General features: G+C 46.2%; 11 protein-coding genes. 2 read left to right on the top strand and 9 right to left on the bottom strand.

The genetic code is table 11. The features are described from left to right. Window positions 1–163: 163 nt before the first annotated feature. The 8 genes from adhP to EST42_RS09945 form a co-directional block, all read right to left on the bottom strand. Window positions 164–1,210 carry an alcohol dehydrogenase AdhP gene (adhP, locus tag EST42_RS09910; RefSeq protein ID WP_134645264.1) on the bottom strand — a complete coding sequence of 349 codons (1,047 nt, stop codon included), beginning with the start codon at window positions 1,208–1,210 and terminating at the stop codon, window positions 164–166. A 182-nt stretch (window positions 1,211–1,392) separates the two neighbouring features. Continuing rightward, a complete protein-coding gene (gene addA / locus EST42_RS09915; protein WP_134645265.1) occupies window positions 1,393–5,178 on the bottom strand; it encodes a helicase-exonuclease AddAB subunit AddA in 3,786 nt (1,261 codons plus the stop codon). 3 nt (window positions 5,179–5,181) lie between these two features. Beyond that, on the bottom strand, window positions 5,182–8,730 hold the full coding sequence (locus tag EST42_RS09920) for a PD-(D/E)XK nuclease family protein (protein WP_134645266.1): 3,549 nt from the start codon (window positions 8,728–8,730) through the stop codon (window positions 5,182–5,184). A 289-nt stretch (window positions 8,731–9,019) separates the two neighbouring features. Further along, a complete protein-coding gene (pepV, locus tag EST42_RS09925; RefSeq protein ID WP_134645267.1) occupies window positions 9,020–10,423 on the bottom strand; it encodes a dipeptidase PepV in 1,404 nt (467 codons plus the stop codon). Window positions 10,424–10,537: 114 nt separating this feature from the next. After that, complete coding sequence (locus EST42_RS09930; protein ID WP_134645268.1) at window positions 10,538–11,869, bottom strand: APC family permease; 1,332 nt, start codon at window positions 11,867–11,869, stop codon at window positions 10,538–10,540. 332 nt (window positions 11,870–12,201) lie between these two features. Then, on the bottom strand, window positions 12,202–13,629 hold the full coding sequence (gndA, locus tag EST42_RS09935; protein WP_134645269.1) for an NADP-dependent phosphogluconate dehydrogenase: 1,428 nt from the start codon (window positions 13,627–13,629) through the stop codon (window positions 12,202–12,204). A gap of 217 nt (window positions 13,630–13,846) precedes the next feature. Then, complete coding sequence (locus EST42_RS09940; protein ID WP_425335789.1) at window positions 13,847–14,158, bottom strand: DUF7671 family protein; 312 nt, start codon at window positions 14,156–14,158, stop codon at window positions 13,847–13,849. Beyond that, window positions 14,158–15,318 (bottom strand): oxidoreductase, encoded by a 1,161-nt coding sequence (locus tag EST42_RS09945; RefSeq protein ID WP_134645271.1) that lies wholly within the window; start codon window positions 15,316–15,318, stop codon window positions 14,158–14,160. Before EST42_RS09945 ends, EST42_RS09940 begins: the two co-directional genes overlap by 1 nt. 157 nt (window positions 15,319–15,475) lie before the next feature. On the opposite strand from EST42_RS09945, the gene EST42_RS09950 reads away from it, so the two are divergent. After that, window positions 15,476–16,615, top strand: coding sequence for a trans-sulfuration enzyme family protein (locus EST42_RS09950; RefSeq protein WP_134645272.1), 1,140 nt, complete (start codon window positions 15,476–15,478; stop codon window positions 16,613–16,615). Between the two features lie 86 nt (window positions 16,616–16,701). On the opposite strand, the gene EST42_RS10680 is transcribed toward EST42_RS09950, so the two are convergent. Next, entirely contained in the window at window positions 16,702–16,839 is a 138-nt protein-coding gene (locus EST42_RS10680) for a hypothetical protein (RefSeq protein ID WP_003608805.1), read from the bottom strand. A gap of 117 nt (window positions 16,840–16,956) precedes the next feature. On the opposite strand from EST42_RS10680, the gene EST42_RS09955 reads away from it, so the two are divergent. After that, window positions 16,957–17,907: a magnesium transporter CorA family protein gene (locus tag EST42_RS09955; protein ID WP_245150477.1), complete on the top strand. Its 951-nt coding sequence runs from the start codon at window positions 16,957–16,959 to the stop codon at window positions 17,905–17,907. Window positions 17,908–17,934: the final 27 nt, after the last annotated feature.

The following is a 17,934-nucleotide window of genomic DNA, read 5'->3' on the forward strand; positions in this document are numbered from 1 at the left end:
GATAACACAAAACGACCCCTGCAGCGTATCCGCTGTCAGGGGTTGTTTTTTATCGTCATCGGAAGATTTGTTATTTTAGGAGTTGTTAATTACGCGATGACCTTTTGAATGTTCCCTCTCACGTGGAACCCATTATTCAGATTAGGTCACGCAATTTAACTTTTTAAAGACTCTTGAAATCAAAGACCATACGGCCAGTAACCTTGTTGTTGTGCATTGCATCAATAACATCGTTAATGTCACGGATATCAGCACGAGTCACGATTGGCTTTACCTTACCTTCTGCACCAAATTGGAAGGCTTCCTTTAAATCTTCACGCGTTCCTACAAGTGAGCCCTTCACTTCAATACCGTCCAAGACTGTCTTCACAACATTCAACTGCATGTCACCCTTTGGTAGTGCCACAGCAACCAGCTTCCCCATTGGTCGCAATGATGCAATTGATTGATCAAACGCCTGTGTGTTAACAGCCGTTACCTGTGCGTTGTGCACGCCGCCAACCTTTTCTTGGATAATAGCAGGCACATCTTCTGTCTTACGGTTGATAAGCAATTCGGCTCCCATTTGACGGGCTGCTTCCAACTTGTCTGGGTTACCATCGACCGCAACCACGTGGGCACCAAACACGTTGTGCGCATATTGGATGGCCAAGTTCCCTAAACCACCGGCCCCAACTACTGAGACCCATTGACCTGGCTTTGTTTCGCCAACCTTAAGAGACTTGTACATTGTCACACCGGCACATGTAATTGATGATGCTTCCATCGGATCAAGACCTTCTGGTACCTTAACCGCATACTTGGCGTTGACGACTACTTGTTGCGCCATCGCCCCATCAACTGAGAAACCAGCATTGCGCACCTTACGGCAGAACGTTTCATTTCCCGTGTTGCAGTACTCACAGTTTCCGCAAGCATCATAGAACCACGCAATTGAAACGCGATCACCTAACTTCAAATAATCCGATGCGCCTTCACCAAGTTTCGTCACGATTCCAACGCCTTCGTGCCCAATGACACGACGGAATTCGCGTGGATTAATCTCATTTGGATTACCGAAATCACCATTAGCGACGTGCAAATCAGTGTGACAAAGACCACTGTATTCTACATCAACCAACGCCTCACCAAATCCCAAGGCGCGGGGTTGCCAATCATCAATCAAATTTACAAATCCATCTGGTGTTTCACGAACAACTGCTGCTTTCATGTCTAATCTCCTCGTGTTATCAATGACTATTTGTTCTTTTATTCACAAACATTATTATAAACGAGTTTCGTTCTTTTGCAAGCGTTTTCTTGGAATATAATCAAGAATTTTTTGCGTTTTTTTATAAGCTGGAACCTGAAAAAAGCGTCCTCCCAAATGGCGGACGCTTAACTTCTTTTAAGTTAGTTTAATGCGATGATTTTCTCTGCACTAAAGGCATAAATAAACCGACGTGGCATCGGCTTTCCCATCGCTACTAGCGCCTGTGCATAAACGTTCAATTGACCTGAATAACGTTGCGTGAGTGTTTCAGTCGCTGTTTCAGGTGTTACCCGATCAGTCTTATAATCGAACAACCACACCTCATCATCAACTTGGAAATAACCATCAATAATACCGTGAATCAAAACTTTTTCTGATCCCTGGAAGTCTTTGTATAGACGATCTGCATCAAGCAAAAGTGAGAACTGCACTTCACGTTGCAAAGAGTCAGCATGCGCCACCATTTGCTGGCCCAACGGCGAATTCGTGAAGAAACGTTCAATCTTAGACAACGAAATCAGATGAGACACCTTATCTTCGATTAACTCTTGGTCAACCAAATCGGCCACTAGCCCGCGCAAGTCAGCCTGAGTCGGTGCTCCTGTCGATAGATCAACGCGTTGCATAACTAAGTGCGTTGCAGTTCCAATCGCAGCTGATGAAATACGCGTTTCTGTTTCTTGCATAAAGGTTGGCTCCGGTAACGCTTCATCCGTAAAACGCAATCCTGCAAATTCGTCTGCTTGGATACGCCCGTCGACTAAGCCACGGCCAGCTGCCAAATCCGGATCTTCAAATAAGCGTTTAATTTCTGAAACTGACTGGTACGCCGTAGCGCGGGTCGCCTCATCAAATTGATAATCAAATTGCAACACCGAACGCCAATCATTGATGATGCCGTCCTGCGTGTCACCGGTTTTTTCTGATATCGACTTAGACATTGGCATCGCTTGATAGGCATCAACTAGTGCGCGTAAATCAGCCCCATTCATGATTTCTAGACCAAAGTTAAACGGTTGCTTTGGTGCTCTCGTCCGAATTTCATCGAAATCAACAACATTCTTATCATCGTAAGCTGTCAGCACGTTAGCCAATTCCGGTGCATTTGGATGGCGCATCAAGGCCATCCCCATCAAGTCCATGAACGACTTTCCTTCAAGACGGGCCCACTCTGGCAACATCCATTCCGTGCCTGCTTCAGCTAACGACCACTTATCCCACAGGGCTTTCACACTGTCATATGCCCCCACCAAAAACAAGTGTTGTTCCGCACGCGTTAACGCAACATAGAGTACCCGTAATTGTTCGGCGAAAGCACCACGAACGCGCGCCTGTTTAACGAATTCACGTTGTGGCGTTGGTAGCTTGAGGTGGTGATCCAAATCAATGTAATCCATCCCGGCACCAGCTTCAGCATCAAGCAGAATGTCACCCATTGTTTCGCGCTGACTAATCATGCGACGGGTACTATTCAGGACAAACACAATCGGAAACTCCAGCCCCTTCGAGTGGTGAATCGTCATCAATGAGACACTATCGCTCGCCACGTTTGCATCCGCTTCACCGAGGTCTTTGTCCTGACTTTGTAGCTGCGTCACATAATTAATAAATTGATACAAGCCGACGAAGCTACTCTTTTGGTAGGCGGCAGCCCGTTCATACAATGCATGCAGATTAGCTTGACGCTGCGGACCAGATGGTAACCCACCGACATAATCCAGCCACCCCGTTGTGTTATAAATCTGCCATAGCAAATCCACAATTTGGTTTTGGACGGCCAACGTCCGGAAGATCTCCAAATCCGCTAGGAAACGTCGCACCGCCGCAATCGTCTCATTAACCTGGGTCTCAGAAACGCCGGCAACTGTAATTGTCAACGCATTATTTGCTAACGCCTGCACCGCTGTATAGAAATCTTCGGTCATCGCTTGCGTCCTAATTAACGCTAAACCATTTTCATCAATGTTATATAGTGGTGAACGCAATACTGCTACCAACGGTATATCTTGGTGTGGATTATCAATCACCTGCAACAAGCTCATCATGACGGAAATTTCAGTCGTTTGGAAATAACTCTCTGCCCCATTAACGACGATGGGAATGTCCATTTCACGGAACACATCCAAGACATCCAAATTTTGATTCTTAGTCGGCACCAAAACAGTCATATCACTATACATCACCGGTCGCTTTTCACCGGCTTTACGATCAAATATTTCAAACTTGGTGTCGATTAACTCCCTAATTTTCAACGCCATCATCCGAATTTGACCGGTTGCTTTCGTAAAGCCATACTCATTGGCGACCTCTGGATTGTCATCCGCATCGTCTGTTGTTGTCCCATCATCCAGGTACACCATCATTTCCGCTTCTTTGGGTAAGTCAACTGGATAATAATCGGACCCGGCGACCAATTCTGCTTCGCCAGTATAGTCAACATCACCCAAGCCAACGCTCATGATTTGCGCAAAAATGAAGTTAATGAAATTCGTGACGTTTGGTTGTGAGCGGAAGTTTTCTTGCAACGTAATCACCGTATTACCCGGCGTTTGTGGGTACGTTGCGAGTTTATGACTAAACAAAGTTGGATCCGCCTGACGGAACTTATAAATCGACTGTTTAATATCACCCACTTGGAATGTATTATCACCGCTCGCAATAAAACTTAAAATCGCTTCTTGCAGCTGATTCGTATCTTGATACTCATCAACCATCACTTCGTTATAACGTGATCGCAATTCAGCTTGCACTGTCGGTTGGCTGACAATTTGAAGCGCAAAGTGTTCCAAATCATTAAAATCTAGGACCTTACGCCGTAACTTTTCAGCTAAAAAGGCTTCACGAAAAGCTTGCGTAAATGTAACTAATTCGGCAATCACCTCACCAGCCCCACGCACAGCTAGTTGCATGGCCGCTTCATCCAGGGAAAAAAAGCTGGTTTGTAATGCTTCCAATCGTTCCTTAATCCGTTCACGCTGGGTCTTCACCAGTTCCCAGGCAGCTTTTAGTTCAGGATCATGCTTTGCAGTAAAATTCTTGCGCTTGCCGTCTGCGCCACTCCCCCAGCCCATCACATCGGCTGACAAAAAGGCTTGGCGCATATCGTCCCAACTAACCGTCGCATCCTGGACGACTTGCAATAACCGTTGGTAGGTGTCGGAATCCGTCTGCAAATTTAATAAACGGTTCAAAGCAGGCGCTTCATCCATCGTATCGGGCGCTTGATTCAGTAATTGCTCAGCCTGTGTCACTAGCGTCTGCAATTCAGACGTCATAACTGGCAACATCTGCTTCTGATAGAACGGCGTCTCAGTCAACGAACCGGCAATTTCATATTGTGCAGCCAATCCTTCTAACCACGCTGTCGTATCTGGTCGCGCCATAGCAAAGTTGAATAGTGTAAAAACGGCTTCCTGCAACGTCCGATCGTCCGTCGACCCTGAAGCAAACTGCGAAGCAAAACGGGCAAACGCTTGGTCCTTGTCATCAGCGTAGCGCGCCTCTAATAGATCGCCATACACTTCCATCATCAACAACGTCCGTTCAGCATCATCAGATAGACGGAACTGCGGATCCAAATCGATAGTGTAGTGATATTGTTCAATCAACCGCAGACCAAACGCGTGCAGCGTTGAAATGTTGGCGACGTTTAATAATCGCAATTGCTTCAACAGGTGTTGGCGTTGTGCACCCTCAGACTCGGCTAAGGCGCTACGAATCGCACCTTCAAGTCGCTCTTTCATTTCCGCAGCGGCAGCTTCAGTAAACGTAACAATCAAAAACTCATTCACATTTTCGCCGGCTAACAAACGACGGGTCACACGTTCAACCAACACGCGAGTCTTACCTGATCCCGCTGAGGCAGACACCAAAATATTTTCACCGCGTGCCGTAATGGCGGCTTCTTGTGATGCTGTAAAATTCATGGTCTAGTCGTCCTCCTCGTCTGTAATAACTGATTGCATCGCTGCCAAAGCATCCTTAGCATCTAGCTTTTTAATATTGCGATACTGATTTCCCATCATGGCATCAAACATCATGACTGGCTTAAATGGCGTATACATCATCCCGGTTTTGTTTGGGCCATCGCGGAATGGCAACAACGGAAAATGCCCGAGCAAAATTTGACTCGCAATCTGGCGGATTTTGACTTCGTTAAAGGCCAACAGAATATCCAAATCGGCTTCATCGACGACGTCTGCTGTCTTCGCAAACGATTCGTTTTTATTACGTTTGATGGCAAATGGTGCCTTCACACCATCGACGCCCTCAAGTCGCTTAATATATGCCTCATCATTGCGCAAAACCCCGCGATAGGTGCCTTGGTTTGCCGCTGCCACGTCAGCTTGTGTCTGTAAATCTGCCAATGTATCACCTGCGATATCCTTGGCCTTAATCCACGGATTCTGGAGAGACCAGAAGACAGCCCCCCCCACCTCGCTTGGTGGTAATACTGTCGCATTCGCCAACATAGCCGTCCAATAAGTCATTAATTGCAACTCCAACCCTGCGAAGGCCTGGGTGTAATCAAATGTCCGCTTGCCCGACTTATAATCAACAATCGTCAAAAAGTTGCCAGTCGGAGTTTCGACCAAATCATACCGATCAACCTTACCGCGGACCGTCACCTTACCTAAGGGTAATTCGTACTGGACTGGCTTGAGCTTACTATGCGGTAAGCCAAAACCGGCCTCAACACCTAACGTGTGAACACCACCATCGACCAACTGCCCACGTTTCATATTTAGCACCGCATCATGAACTTGATCGGCCAAACGTTGCGTCAAAAACGTCATTCGCGCAGAACTGCTGAAGATATCAAATGTGGCATCCCCACTGCGTAGCAAGCCGTTCAAGATATTGCATTCCAGGTTTTCAAGATCACTATCTGTTAATTCGCTTAACGTTTTATCTTGGCGAATCAATTCCGCGAACAACTGCTCTAGAATTGTATGCATCAACGTCCCCTTTTCAGCCGGAGTTAGTTGCAAAACTTGTCGCTCCTTGAGACGCAAGCCGTACTGCAGGAAGAACTCAAAGGGGTTCTTGGCATAATTTTCTAAACGTGAAATCGACACCTTCAAATCATTACTAAATAATTGACTCATCAGTGATGCCAAGATTTGTTGTGGCTCATTACGATACGTCAGGCCACCCATCACCCGTGCCGTCTTATCCGGGGCTATTTGGCTAACTTGTTGTTGCAACGTTTGCCAAGCGCTACTCAATGTACCGGCGGGTTGCTGATTGACCGCTTGGCGATTCACACTAACCAAATGCGCTAATGTACTATCAACTGTGCCGACATAATCGCCAATGCGCATCGTATTCGGATCTGGCAACGCCGCAAAACGGCGGACCGGCACGTTAAATTGTTTTGCTAAGCGGGTAACATACGTTGATGGTTGTTGGCTGCCTTCGCCATCACTAGTTGCATAGAGCCAAATCAAACGATCAGCAGCCGTCATCATCGCACTATACATCAGCAATGATTCTTGTGCCATTTGCTGTTCAGATGTTTCCCGCAAGAACGCGTGCTCTGGTAACCGATCCTGCAAGATTTCTCGATCACCGTCATGCAACAATGCTTTTGTACGTGTCGTGGCCGGTAAATTCACACTGGTGGCACCAAAAACAATCACCGTATGGTAATCCTGGCGTTGCACAATGCCACTTTCCGACACGCGTACTTGATCCATCGTCGCTGGAATTCCCGTGTACTTGGCACTATCAAAGGCCGCCTTCAGTAATTCTTGCAGCTCTGCAATCGTCATTGGCGTATGATCAAAGACCGCGACAAAATCGTCCAATACACCAATAAATGTTCGCCAAACTTGTTCGGGCTGCTGGGCCGTCCACAAGTCACCCTGCGCAATTGACGCATCACGCCATGCTAGCAAACGTTGTTGCACGCCAATTTCTGTTAGGAAGAGGTAGAAACGGCGTGCCATCTCGCGCGCATCTGGCGCCTTGGCAAGATCGGCCAAGAACGGCGCCACCACGGTGCTAATTTGATCATGAATCAGTGCCAATTGCGCATCCTTTTCCGCAACGTGTTCTCGTAAAACTTCATCATCTGAATCGGCGACGTTACGATCAAATTGCCAAGGTTGCTTGTCTGTCCAGCGCCATCCTGGGGTATTTTTAGCCAATACATAATTCTCAGTTTCCGCCAACGCTTCCCGGTACTCAGCGACAGTCACATCTGCTGGAATCAGTAATTCCGTTTTCAACAAGCCCATGACATCCGCGATTGTATACGCCGGTGCTAAGCGGAAAAGTTTATCAAGAAAGGCCACTAGGGGATGGGCCGCCATCGGCCGGTCCAAATCCATGAATACCGGAATTTGATAGCGTGCAAAAACTGCCGGCAGCATGTTTTCATACTGTCCTAAATCTCGGGTCATTAACATGAAGTCCCGGTAGCGGCGCTTGCCACTGGCCACTTCTTGCCGAATCATGCGGGCCATCTGTTCAATTTCTTGATATCGCGTCGTCGCCTGCCAAATCGCCAAATCCTTGGGGCTTGGGGTCTGACCGTTGGGTTTCACCCCTTCTTGTTCATAATCAATCCAAAATGATTCAACTGTCGTCATTGTTTCACTGACTGGTCGTTGCACAGTGACACTGCTTGCGGTAACCGCAACCCGATGGTCGGTCGCAAACTGACGCAATTGTTGTGCTAAGCGCTTAGGCCGATAAAATAAATCATTTTCTGACAAACTCTCTGCTGTCACGCTGGCCGAACCATCATCAGCCGGCAGGGCAATCGTGACGCCCCCTGCCCGTTCGATTAACGCTTCAACCACGCCACGTTCTGGGGTCGTCATTTGGGAATAACCATTAATGAAATAGTAGTGGTGTGAGACATCCGTCTTCTCAGTTGCTAAATAAACCTGTAAGGCTGCCAATAATTGACTGCTTAAATACTGGTTACGCGCTGCTAATTCTTGATCCAAGGCCTCACCAATCAAAGCTAAGTCATGGAGTTTCATTTGAAGCGTCCCCTGTTGGGTTAAGTCATCCGCCATGTCACGAACTTCTTGCCATGACAAGCCAGCTTGCTTAAGTTCCAAAATTTGACTCGCAAACTGGCTAATAAAACCTTGCTTCGTTAATAGGTTACCGTACAATTCAAGTTCCGTTTGATGCGCCCGTAACAATGATTGCACCAGCATTGTCATCCCCGTCGCTGACAAGTTGGCTTGCCGATAGATGGGATCGTTTTGCATGTAGTACCAAGCCAAACGACTCAGTGAAAAAACCTGCACATTTGGCACAGCAACTGCCGCGCCATGCCGATCCTGTAGAGTTGCTAGTCGGTTCAAAACCTGAATTTCCGTTTCAAACTTAATGTGGTTCGGGACCACGTAAAAGATTTCCGCTTGATCATCAGCCGCTAACGTAGCTTGGACACGTTCGAGCAACGCTAATTCATGGTCTGAGCTTGCCCGACCAAACAATAATTCAAGTGCCATTTGCCCCTCCTTTAAAAAGCGATTTGTTGGGTCTATTTTACCAGTTATCTTGAGTTTCCCCTAATCTCTCTCATGCAACACCCAATCACCAAAAGTTCCGCTGATTTCGCTTACTTCCTTGGTGGCGTGCCAAAGGGTGTCACGCGTTTCTTCGATTGGATGTTCAATCTATTCAGCAAGTAAACTTAATCAACAATAAAAGCCGCCAATCTCCCGATGTAAAATCGGAGGATTGGTGGCTTTTAAACGTGTTCCGAAAGGCTGAACCCCTTCCATCTCACTCTCTTTTTTATTTTGCTAGTTTTAACAATGATTCTGCAAAAATAGCCATCGAGCGCGTCAAATTAGCAACAGGGGTTGATTCATTTGCTTGATGACTTGTGACTGGCACATCTGGGAACTGCCCACCAAAAGCAACGCCACGCTTTAGCAAACGCGCATATGACCCGCCATTTGACGTACGGGGGTTCATATACATCCCAGTCTGCTTCGCATAAACCAATGACAACGTCCCAACTAATTCATCTGTTTCGGGGACTAAGTGTGGTTCCATCCCACCTGGCCACACTTCAACAGTCGTCGCAAAATCCCCCAAGTGCCGTTGGACCTGTGTGGTCACCGCTTGCACATTCACACCTTGTGGGTAGCGGAAATTCAACAAAATGGTTCCTTGCCCATTTTGACTAAATCGCATGACGCCAACATTAAGCGTTAAGTCCCCCATCACGTCATCATGATACCGCAGTCCAAGGTTTTCAGCGCCAATATCATCATGTACAACGCGACCAATGAAATCCAAAAAGGTTTTGGCATCAGCATTAAATGCAAAACGACGCAGGAAGTTGGCCAAATAGGTTCCCGCATTTTCCCCATCTTGTGGGTAAGCCCCGTGCGCTTGCACGCCCTTCAACAAGAGGCGCACTTCTTGATCCCGAACTTCACTTTGCCCACTTAAAAACGGATATTGCGTCAGATACGTCGCAAATTCAGTTTGTACTTGATCCGGATTTGGCACTGAGATACGCGCTCGTGCTTCACCTGGAACAACGTTTGGTCGCGCTCCAGCAATGAAACGGCGCAACACATAATCTCCGGTCGTCTGGTTCGCAAACCGTAGTTGCACCGTCTGAAAGGCTTTTTCACCATTCACAACTGGGAAGGCACCGTCTGGTGAAAAGCCCATTGTCGGCTCGCCCTCTACCTCGAAGTAACGAGGTAAATCACGCCAACCATTTTCTTCATCTGTCCCAATAATTAAACGAATTTTGCGGGTCAGTATGATTTCATGGTCTGCTAAATACTTCATCGCATAATACGCACTCATCAGGTCGGCCTTCATGTCGGCTGCGCCACGCCCAAAGTAAAGTCCGTCCAAAATTTCTGGCTTAAACGGATCACGTAACCACCCTTCACCAGCGGGCACGATATCAACGTGTGTCAAAATGGCGACCGTTTCTGCGGCATCGGCCGGTCCGTACTCGATCCACGTAACCATGTTGTCGACCCGACCATAACGGAATCCATCGCGCGCAGCTAGCTCTTCCATCTTCGCCAAAGCACGCGCCATGTCAATGCCAAATGGTGTCCGATCCGACTGTGTATTTGGATCTAATATTGATGGTATTTTTACAATTTGATTTAGGTCGGCAATCAAATCCGCCTCATACGGCTTTGTTCGTTCGAACCACTCCATAGCCTTCTCTTTTCTCACGATTTTTTAATACTTTAGATTTTAAACCAGTTGGCCAACCTATGTAAAGCCAAAAAGCGAGGACAACCATGTGTCCTCGCTTTTCTATAACCTGTTTTATGCGCGCTTCTTCTTGTAGTAGTAGAAGACTGGTAATCCAATCAAAACTAGCACAATTGACAAAGCAGCCCCTGCAAAATCGTTGATAATTGTTGAGCCCAAAACAAACAAGGCACCAAAAATGGCAACTAATGGTGTAATTGGGAACAATGGCGTCTTGAACAACGTATCCTGTTCAGCCAAAAGTCCCTTCTTCACTTGGCGACGTAAGATGAATATACCTAAGAATGCGGCGGTATAGAAAATCCAAATCGTAAAGATCGCAATATCTGACAAACGGTCCACGCCCTTCGTATAGAAGATATCCAACAATACCGTCATCAACGTCACCGTGATAATGGCATTCACTGGTTCTTGCGTCTTACGTGTTAGCTTGCTCAAATACTTTGGGAACAACCCATCTAATGACATCGCATAAGCCATTCGTGGGAATGACAACATCTTACCATTCAACGTTCCCAACATTGAAATAATAATGGCCAAACTCAATGCACGCCCGCCAAAGTCACCAAAGGCAGCCCGAACCACCGCAAACGTGGCATTGTTTTGCAATGCCACGATCTTATCTGATGGCAAAGCATGGTACACACCAAACGTAACCCCAACATAAGCCAAGACAACTATTAGCAACCCACCCACGATTGAACGAGGCAATTCACGGCGTGGATTCTTCAACTCACCAGCGATGTTTGATAGCAAAATCCAACCATCATACGCAAACAAGGTTGCCAGAATGGCCATTCCAAACCCACCACTGGTCGTTGCCACTTTGTGAACCGTTTGCCCCAAGGCATCAACCTTACCGAAGAACAATCCATACATAATCAAGACCGCGATTGGTACCAGCTTAATTGAAGTTGTTGCTACTTGGAAAGCAGCCGGCACACGATTCTCCAACATATTGATGCCCGCCACAAAGACCACGAAGATAACCGAAATCCAAGTAGCTGATGATTGTGACAAGCCCAAGAAGTTCGCCGTCAAGAATGCGGCATACCCTGCAATCGAAGCAATAACAGCCGGTGCATAAACCACCACCTGCATCCAACCGGCTAAGAATCCCGCCGCAGGACCATAAAGCTCTTCAATGTAACTGTACAAACCACCCGTCTTTGGCAAACGTGCGCCAACCTCGGCAATTGTTAGTCCTGCCGCCAGCGTAATCACACCACCGACAATCCAAGCCAACAAACCAGCAGTTGATGAACCAGCAGTTTGCAAGACACCCGCTTGCTTAAAGAAGATTCCCGAACCAATCACGGTTCCAATAACCATCGCTAACCCCGACCAAATACCCATCGATCGTTTCAATTCTATCTTGTTTTCCATAACGTAATTCCTACAACTCCCACATAACAATGATAAAAAAAAGCAGCCACCCAATCCTAGCGATTGGATGACTGCAAATCGTTCTTACAGTTCAAGCGTTACACGAAAACGCCCAATCACTAATTGTGTTGAGTTTGAACGATCATTATTATTATTGTTATTAGCAATGACGAACATAATCGTTCTCCCTCTTTTTAGTGTGCGTTTTTTATAACGATTAAAACCTTATCATATTCTCAGAAATTAAACAAGCAATAAAAAAATCTCAAAAACCAAGCACGTTACCCTTAGTTTTTGAGATTAATTGTTTTTAATATTAACTATTAACGAGACTAAGCTTCTTCATACCATGAGTAGTGGTACATCTCACCAGCTGGCTTATCCGTACGCTCGTAAGTGTGCGCACCGAAGTAATCACGTTGCGCTTGAATCAAGTTAGCAGGCAGCACTTCAGAACGGTATGAGTCAAAGTAAGCAATCGCTGCTGACAATGATGGTATTGGTACACCAGCTGCCGTTGCCAAAGCAATGACACGACGGGCTGCTGCTTGATACTTTTCGGCAACATCCTTGAAGTATGGATCCAACAACAAGTTGTGCAAACCAGCTTCATTGTCGTAAGCATCTGTAATACGTTGCAAGAAGCGAGCACGAATAATCGCACCAGCACGCCACAATTGGGCTAACTCACCGTATTGCAAATCCCAGTCATAGTGATCTGAGGCCATACGCAATTGGTCGAAACCTTGTGCATATGACATGATCTTACCGAAGTACAACGCTTCACGAATGTCTTCGACCGTTGCGTCGACATCTCCTTCAAAGCTAAACTCAGGACCGGCCAAAACCTTAGAAGCAGCCACACGGTCGTCCTTCATTGCTGAAATGTAACGCGCGTAAACTGATTCCGTAATTAATGATTGTGGGGCACCAACTTCAAGGGCCGATTGTGATGACCACTTTCCAGTTCCCTTGTTACCAGCACGGTCCAAAATCATATCAACCATTGGCTTGCCTGAGCCCAAGTCATCATCACGCGTCAAAATGTCCGCCGTGATTTCAATCAAGTATGAGTCCAGCTCACCCTTGTTCCACTCAGCAAACGTGCCTGCCAAAGCATCCTTGTCCAACTTCAACAAACGCTTCAACAAGTCATATGACTCAGCAATTAATTGCATATCACCATATTCGATACCGTTGTGGACCATCTTGACATAGTGACCGGCACCATTTGGTCCGATGTAAGCAACCGTTGGCTTACCATCTTCAGGCGCCTTCGCAGCAATTTCCTTCAAGATTGGCTCAACCAATTTATAAGCGTCACGTTGACCACCAGGCATCATTGAAGGACCTTGCAAGGCACCCAACTCACCACCTGATACACCCATGCCGATGAAGTTGATGCCTGATTGGGCCAACTTCTCTGAACGACGCATTGTATCCTCGAAGAACGTGTTTCCACCATCAATCAAAATGTCACCCTTTTCCAAGAAAGGTAACAATTCTTCAATGACGGCATCAGTTCCGGCACCAGCCTTAACCATCAACAAGATACGACGTGGGGCCTTAATTGACTTCACGAAGTCCTCGACAGTATAACCTGGCACAAACTTCTTATCTGAGTGCGTTTGTACCAAGTCTTCAGTACGAGCGCTTGAACGGTTGTAAACAGCCACCGTGTAACCACGTGACTCAACATTCAAAGCCAAATTACGACCCATAACGGCCAACCCAACAACACCAAAATCTGCAGTTGCCATGTTTTATTTTCCTCCAAAGTTTTATCTCTATCCCTCGATTAACTATAAGTTTAGTCCTCATTAGTTTAAAGTCAAAATAAAAAGTGTTGGTGAATTAATTATGAAATTGTTTATCCCATATACAGACGTCAGCTAAGTTGATGCGCCTTGATTGGTAATTGAATTTGCGCAATAAAAAACGCCGGATACCTTGCTGTACGACATTCTTTATGCTTATTTAATATTGTGCCAATACGGACGTCACTACTTCATCTGATGCAGTTATCATCATAAACCGCCCCATTGGGGTGATAGCATGGCGATCTTTAAAAGCTAGCTTCTTGGTTTCTACTAACATCACGGTTAGGTTGTTTTCCGTCAAAAATAGTTGACCTGGCTTACCGAGCTTTCCCTTTGTGTGCTTACCAATACGCCAACTGTGAAAATCAGCCGGCGTGAGCGGGTTCTCCTTGGGTTCAAAAGCGCCACTGTTGCTTTGCGTCATCACAACGCCAATTAATTCTGCTGTTGGATATTTATCTGCCATCATTAACCTCGATAGTATGACCACGGCACTTGCGGATCAAATTGGTCATCCGTTGAGACAACCAGTCCTTTCTTAAAACGTGTTAATAACCAGAAACGCAATGGTTCTGGAATGCCCAACATGTCAAAATCACTTGTCGAAATAGCGTACCGAATACCCTTTTCGTCTTGATTAGTAACTTTTTGGACCCAGTTAGGATCGACGATTAACTCACGCCCAATCGCCGCGCCATCGACCCCTGCTTGTACAAGCGCTTCAACCTGTTCTGGCGTGCGTAATAAGCCAGCCACAATCAATGGAATGTCGCCTAAAATGGCCTTATACTTCGCGTACAACGGCTCATGGTCTTCCTTATTCATAAACGGCGTCTGGAACGCATCTTTCAATGACATGTGGAAATAAGAAATTGGACGCTTGATAATTTCTTGGGCCATCGCCAAGGACTGATCGAAACGGATACCTGGCGTTGTTGGTTCTTCAGGTGATTGACGGTACCCAATAATAAATTGGTCATCGGCATACGTGGTCCGTGCAGCCACAACCGCATCCAAAACCGCCAATCCGTACTGCATACGCGCAGCTAAATCACCGCCCCATTCGTCCGTCCGCTGATTAGCGTGTTCTGAGAAAAACTGTTGCATCGCATACATATTGGCTCCGTGCAATTCCACACCAGCAAAGCCAGCTGCAATTGCCCGGCGTGTAGCCTCACCAAAATCAGCGATACTCTGCCTAATTTCGTCATCCGTCATTGGTCGTGGCGTTGCCATGCCTGGTTGGTGGCTTGGTACATCTGAAGGGCCAACAACATCATCGTGCAATACAGCAGCCGTTTGGGCGATACGGCCACCAAATGATAGTTGCAAAACGGGAACCGAGCCGCGATTTTTGATCGTATCCGCAATTTTCTTCAGACCCGGAATATTCTCATCGACATCCGCCCCAATTTGGCCGACATAGGTTTTACCCGCCATCGATACGTAGGCCATTTCGACAATGACCAAACCCGGGCCACCCGCCCGCATCTTATAGTAATTCACCTCATCATCGGTCACGACACCCGTCGCAAATGATGATCGCAAAGTTGTTGGTGGAAAAACAACACGGTTTTTAATTTCAACACCGTTCGCCAACTTAAACGGTTCAAGGAATTTATAACTCATCAGATTTAACTCTTTCTACTTTATATGTGATTACAATTATAGCATTCTGGACAACGGCGTATTTATGCCCCTTTTTCTCGCTGAAATCTCAGCTGACATTTACAATAAGTTTAACAAATTTGTCGGCTTGTTTTGTAGAAAAAGAGGGGACTCGAATATGAAGTTTGAAACAAAGGTCATTCACAGTGGGACACAAGAAGATCCCTACACGGGTGCTATAACAACGCCAATCTATCAGACGTCAACTTATCACCAACAGACACTTGGTGGTCATGCAAAATACGAGTATACACGTGGTGAAAACCCTACCCGATTCGCTTTGGAATCAGTGATGGCAGCCATCGAAAACGGCACAGATGGGTTTGCCTTTTCATCTGGTATGGCAGCGATTCATGCCACAATGAGTTTATTGAAATCCGGCGACCACATTGTGATGGCCAACGATGTATATGGCGGCACCTTCCGCTTAGTTAATCGGATTTTAACGGATTTGGGCATTACGTTTACGGCCGTTGATACCGCTGACAGCGTAGCTTTACAAGAAGCAATTAAGCCAACGACGAAAATGGTTTATTTGGAATCACCATCGAATCCATTAATGCACGTAACCGATATCGCCGAAGCAGCCCGCATCGCTCACGATTCTGGCGCCATTGCTGTCGTGGATAATACGTTCGCCTCGCCTTACAATCAAAACCCCTTAGACCTAGGTGCCGATGTCGTTATTCACTCCGGCACAAAGTATCTAGGTGGCCACGCCGATGTATTATCTGGCTTCGTCATTGTGAAGGACGCCGAATTGGCTGCACGAATTAAGTTTATTCAAATGTCAATTGGTGCCGTTTTGTCACCCCAAGATTCATACTTAATACAACGCTCGATTAAGACATTGGCGTTGCGGGTACAGCGTCATAATGAAAACGCCATGGCATTAGCCGAATTCTTAAACAATCACCCCAAGGTAGCCAAGGTTTATTTCCCTGGCTTGCCTGGCACACCAGACTACGAAATTGCACGTCGTCAAATGCGCGGGTTCGGTGGCATGATGTCAATTGAGCTGCAGCCCGGGCTGGACGTTAAGCAGTTCGTCGAGAATTTGGCTGTCTTCTTATTAGCTGAGTCACTTGGTGGTGTTGAATCTTTGATTGAAGTGCCAGCCATCATGACCCATGCATCAATTCCGCGCGACATTCGTTTAGCTAACGGCATTAAGGATGAATTAGTTCGTATTTCAGTCGGCATTGAAGATATCGATGATTTGATTGCCGACATGACAAAGGGCTTGGATGCCTTGTAATATTGCTTAAACAGGCAAAATAAAAACCGCGTTAACGTATATCTACGTTTAACGCGGTTTTTCAGTAAGCTACTGATGTCGTCAAATTACTTTGACTCCAATTCAGCCTTACCCTTGGCCCATTGTTGAATGTTAACAACTTCAGCCACACGAGCCTTCTTTGCAGAATCGTGTGATGTTGGTCGCTTACGAGCCCATGAGTTATATGGTGATTGAACAGCCATGATCATTTCCTCCATTTATGTTATCGATAACTTTACTAGTATACCGATAAAAACAAAGTGCGTCAAACCTTTATCCTAAATCCGTCAAACTTTCTCTCATAAATTGTTGAGAAGCATATGCTAAGCCCGTATACTAAAGTTACTATGATTACACAAAAGACAACGTTCCCAGATTTCATCTGGTATCAAGTACATGATATGACACCCGAAGAGCGATCATGGCTCACAACCGACCAGCTCATTCCCAATGAATTACTTAGTTATGCTGTTGACCCCTACGAAAGCGCCCGAATGGAGTATGACGAAGATGCTGATTTAACTCTAATCATTTTCGATGTGGTAACGCCAACATCAACCAGAGCTACAACCGAGCCAATCGGCATGCTCTTCAGCAATGATCAAACGCGTTTGTTTACCTTTACCCGTCCCGAAACTGATTATGTGGATAACTATCTCAGTGGTACCGAAGTGAGTCGCCGGCCATTGCCCGACCACGCTACCCCGCTCGACGTCATTCTTAACGGCGCTGAGCTACTATCTTCTAAATTCATGTCAGCAATTCTGGAAGTCAATCGCCGACGCACGCCAATCCAAAGTGAAATTCGTAAAACCAAGCAAACCCAAAAGACCATCGACCAACTAATGGATTTGCAAACCGATTTAATCTATTTACTTAATTCGCTGCATACCGACCATGATTTACTGCGTTCATACAAAGTACGCAAAACAGTACAATTAACCGACCACCAGGCCGAGCGGATTGATGATGTTACCGTCGAATTACAACAAGCCATCGATACCGGTGAACTCTCACAACTAGTGACCAATAGTGTTTCAGATGCGTTCGTTAATTTGGCGAATTCTAATTTGAATTGGACCATGAAATTGCTGACGGTTTCATCAATCATATTGACGGTTCCTAACATTGTGTCAGGGTTCTTTGGCCAAAACGTTTCATTGCCCTTCACACATACACCAATGGGTTGGATTATCACGATCCTTCTAACCTTGATTCTAATGAGTATTACTACCGTCATTCTATGGCGGTCAGGTTTCTTTCGAAAGTAACCAATTACACAAAAAAGCACCTTCGGC

It is taken from the genome of Weissella cibaria, assembly GCF_004521965.1.
GTDB lineage: Bacteria > Bacillota > Bacilli > Lactobacillales > Lactobacillaceae > Weissella > Weissella cibaria_A.

Bases quoted from the DNA above. Each gene is read 5' to 3' on its own strand.
- EST42_RS10680 (WP_003608805.1), bottom strand. From the start codon at position 16,839: ATGGCTGTTCAATCACCATATAACTCATGGGCTCGTAAGCGACCAACA.
- pepV (WP_134645267.1), bottom strand. From the start codon at position 10,423: ATGGAGTGGTTCGAACGAACAAAGCCGTATGAGGCGGATTTGATTGCC.
- EST42_RS09940 (WP_425335789.1), bottom strand. From the start codon at position 14,158: ATGATGGCAGATAAATATCCAACAGCAGAATTAATTGGCGTTGTGATG.
- EST42_RS09950 (WP_134645272.1), top strand. From the start codon at position 15,476: ATGAAGTTTGAAACAAAGGTCATTCACAGTGGGACACAAGAAGATCCC.
- adhP (WP_134645264.1), bottom strand. From the start codon at position 1,210: ATGAAAGCAGCAGTTGTTCGTGAAACACCAGATGGATTTGTAAATTTG.
- EST42_RS09945 (WP_134645271.1), bottom strand. From the start codon at position 15,318: ATGAGTTATAAATTCCTTGAACCGTTTAAGTTGGCGAACGGTGTTGAA.
- gndA (WP_134645269.1), bottom strand. From the start codon at position 13,629: ATGGCAACTGCAGATTTTGGTGTTGTTGGGTTGGCCGTTATGGGTCGT.
- EST42_RS09920 (WP_134645266.1), bottom strand. From the start codon at position 8,730: ATGGCACTTGAATTATTGTTTGGTCGGGCAAGCTCAGACCATGAATTA.
- EST42_RS09955 (WP_245150477.1), top strand. From the start codon at position 16,957: ATGCTAAGCCCGTATACTAAAGTTACTATGATTACACAAAAGACAACG.
- addA (WP_134645265.1), bottom strand. From the start codon at position 5,178: ATGAATTTTACAGCATCACAAGAAGCCGCCATTACGGCACGCGGTGAA.
- EST42_RS09930 (WP_134645268.1), bottom strand. From the start codon at position 11,869: ATGGAAAACAAGATAGAATTGAAACGATCGATGGGTATTTGGTCGGGG.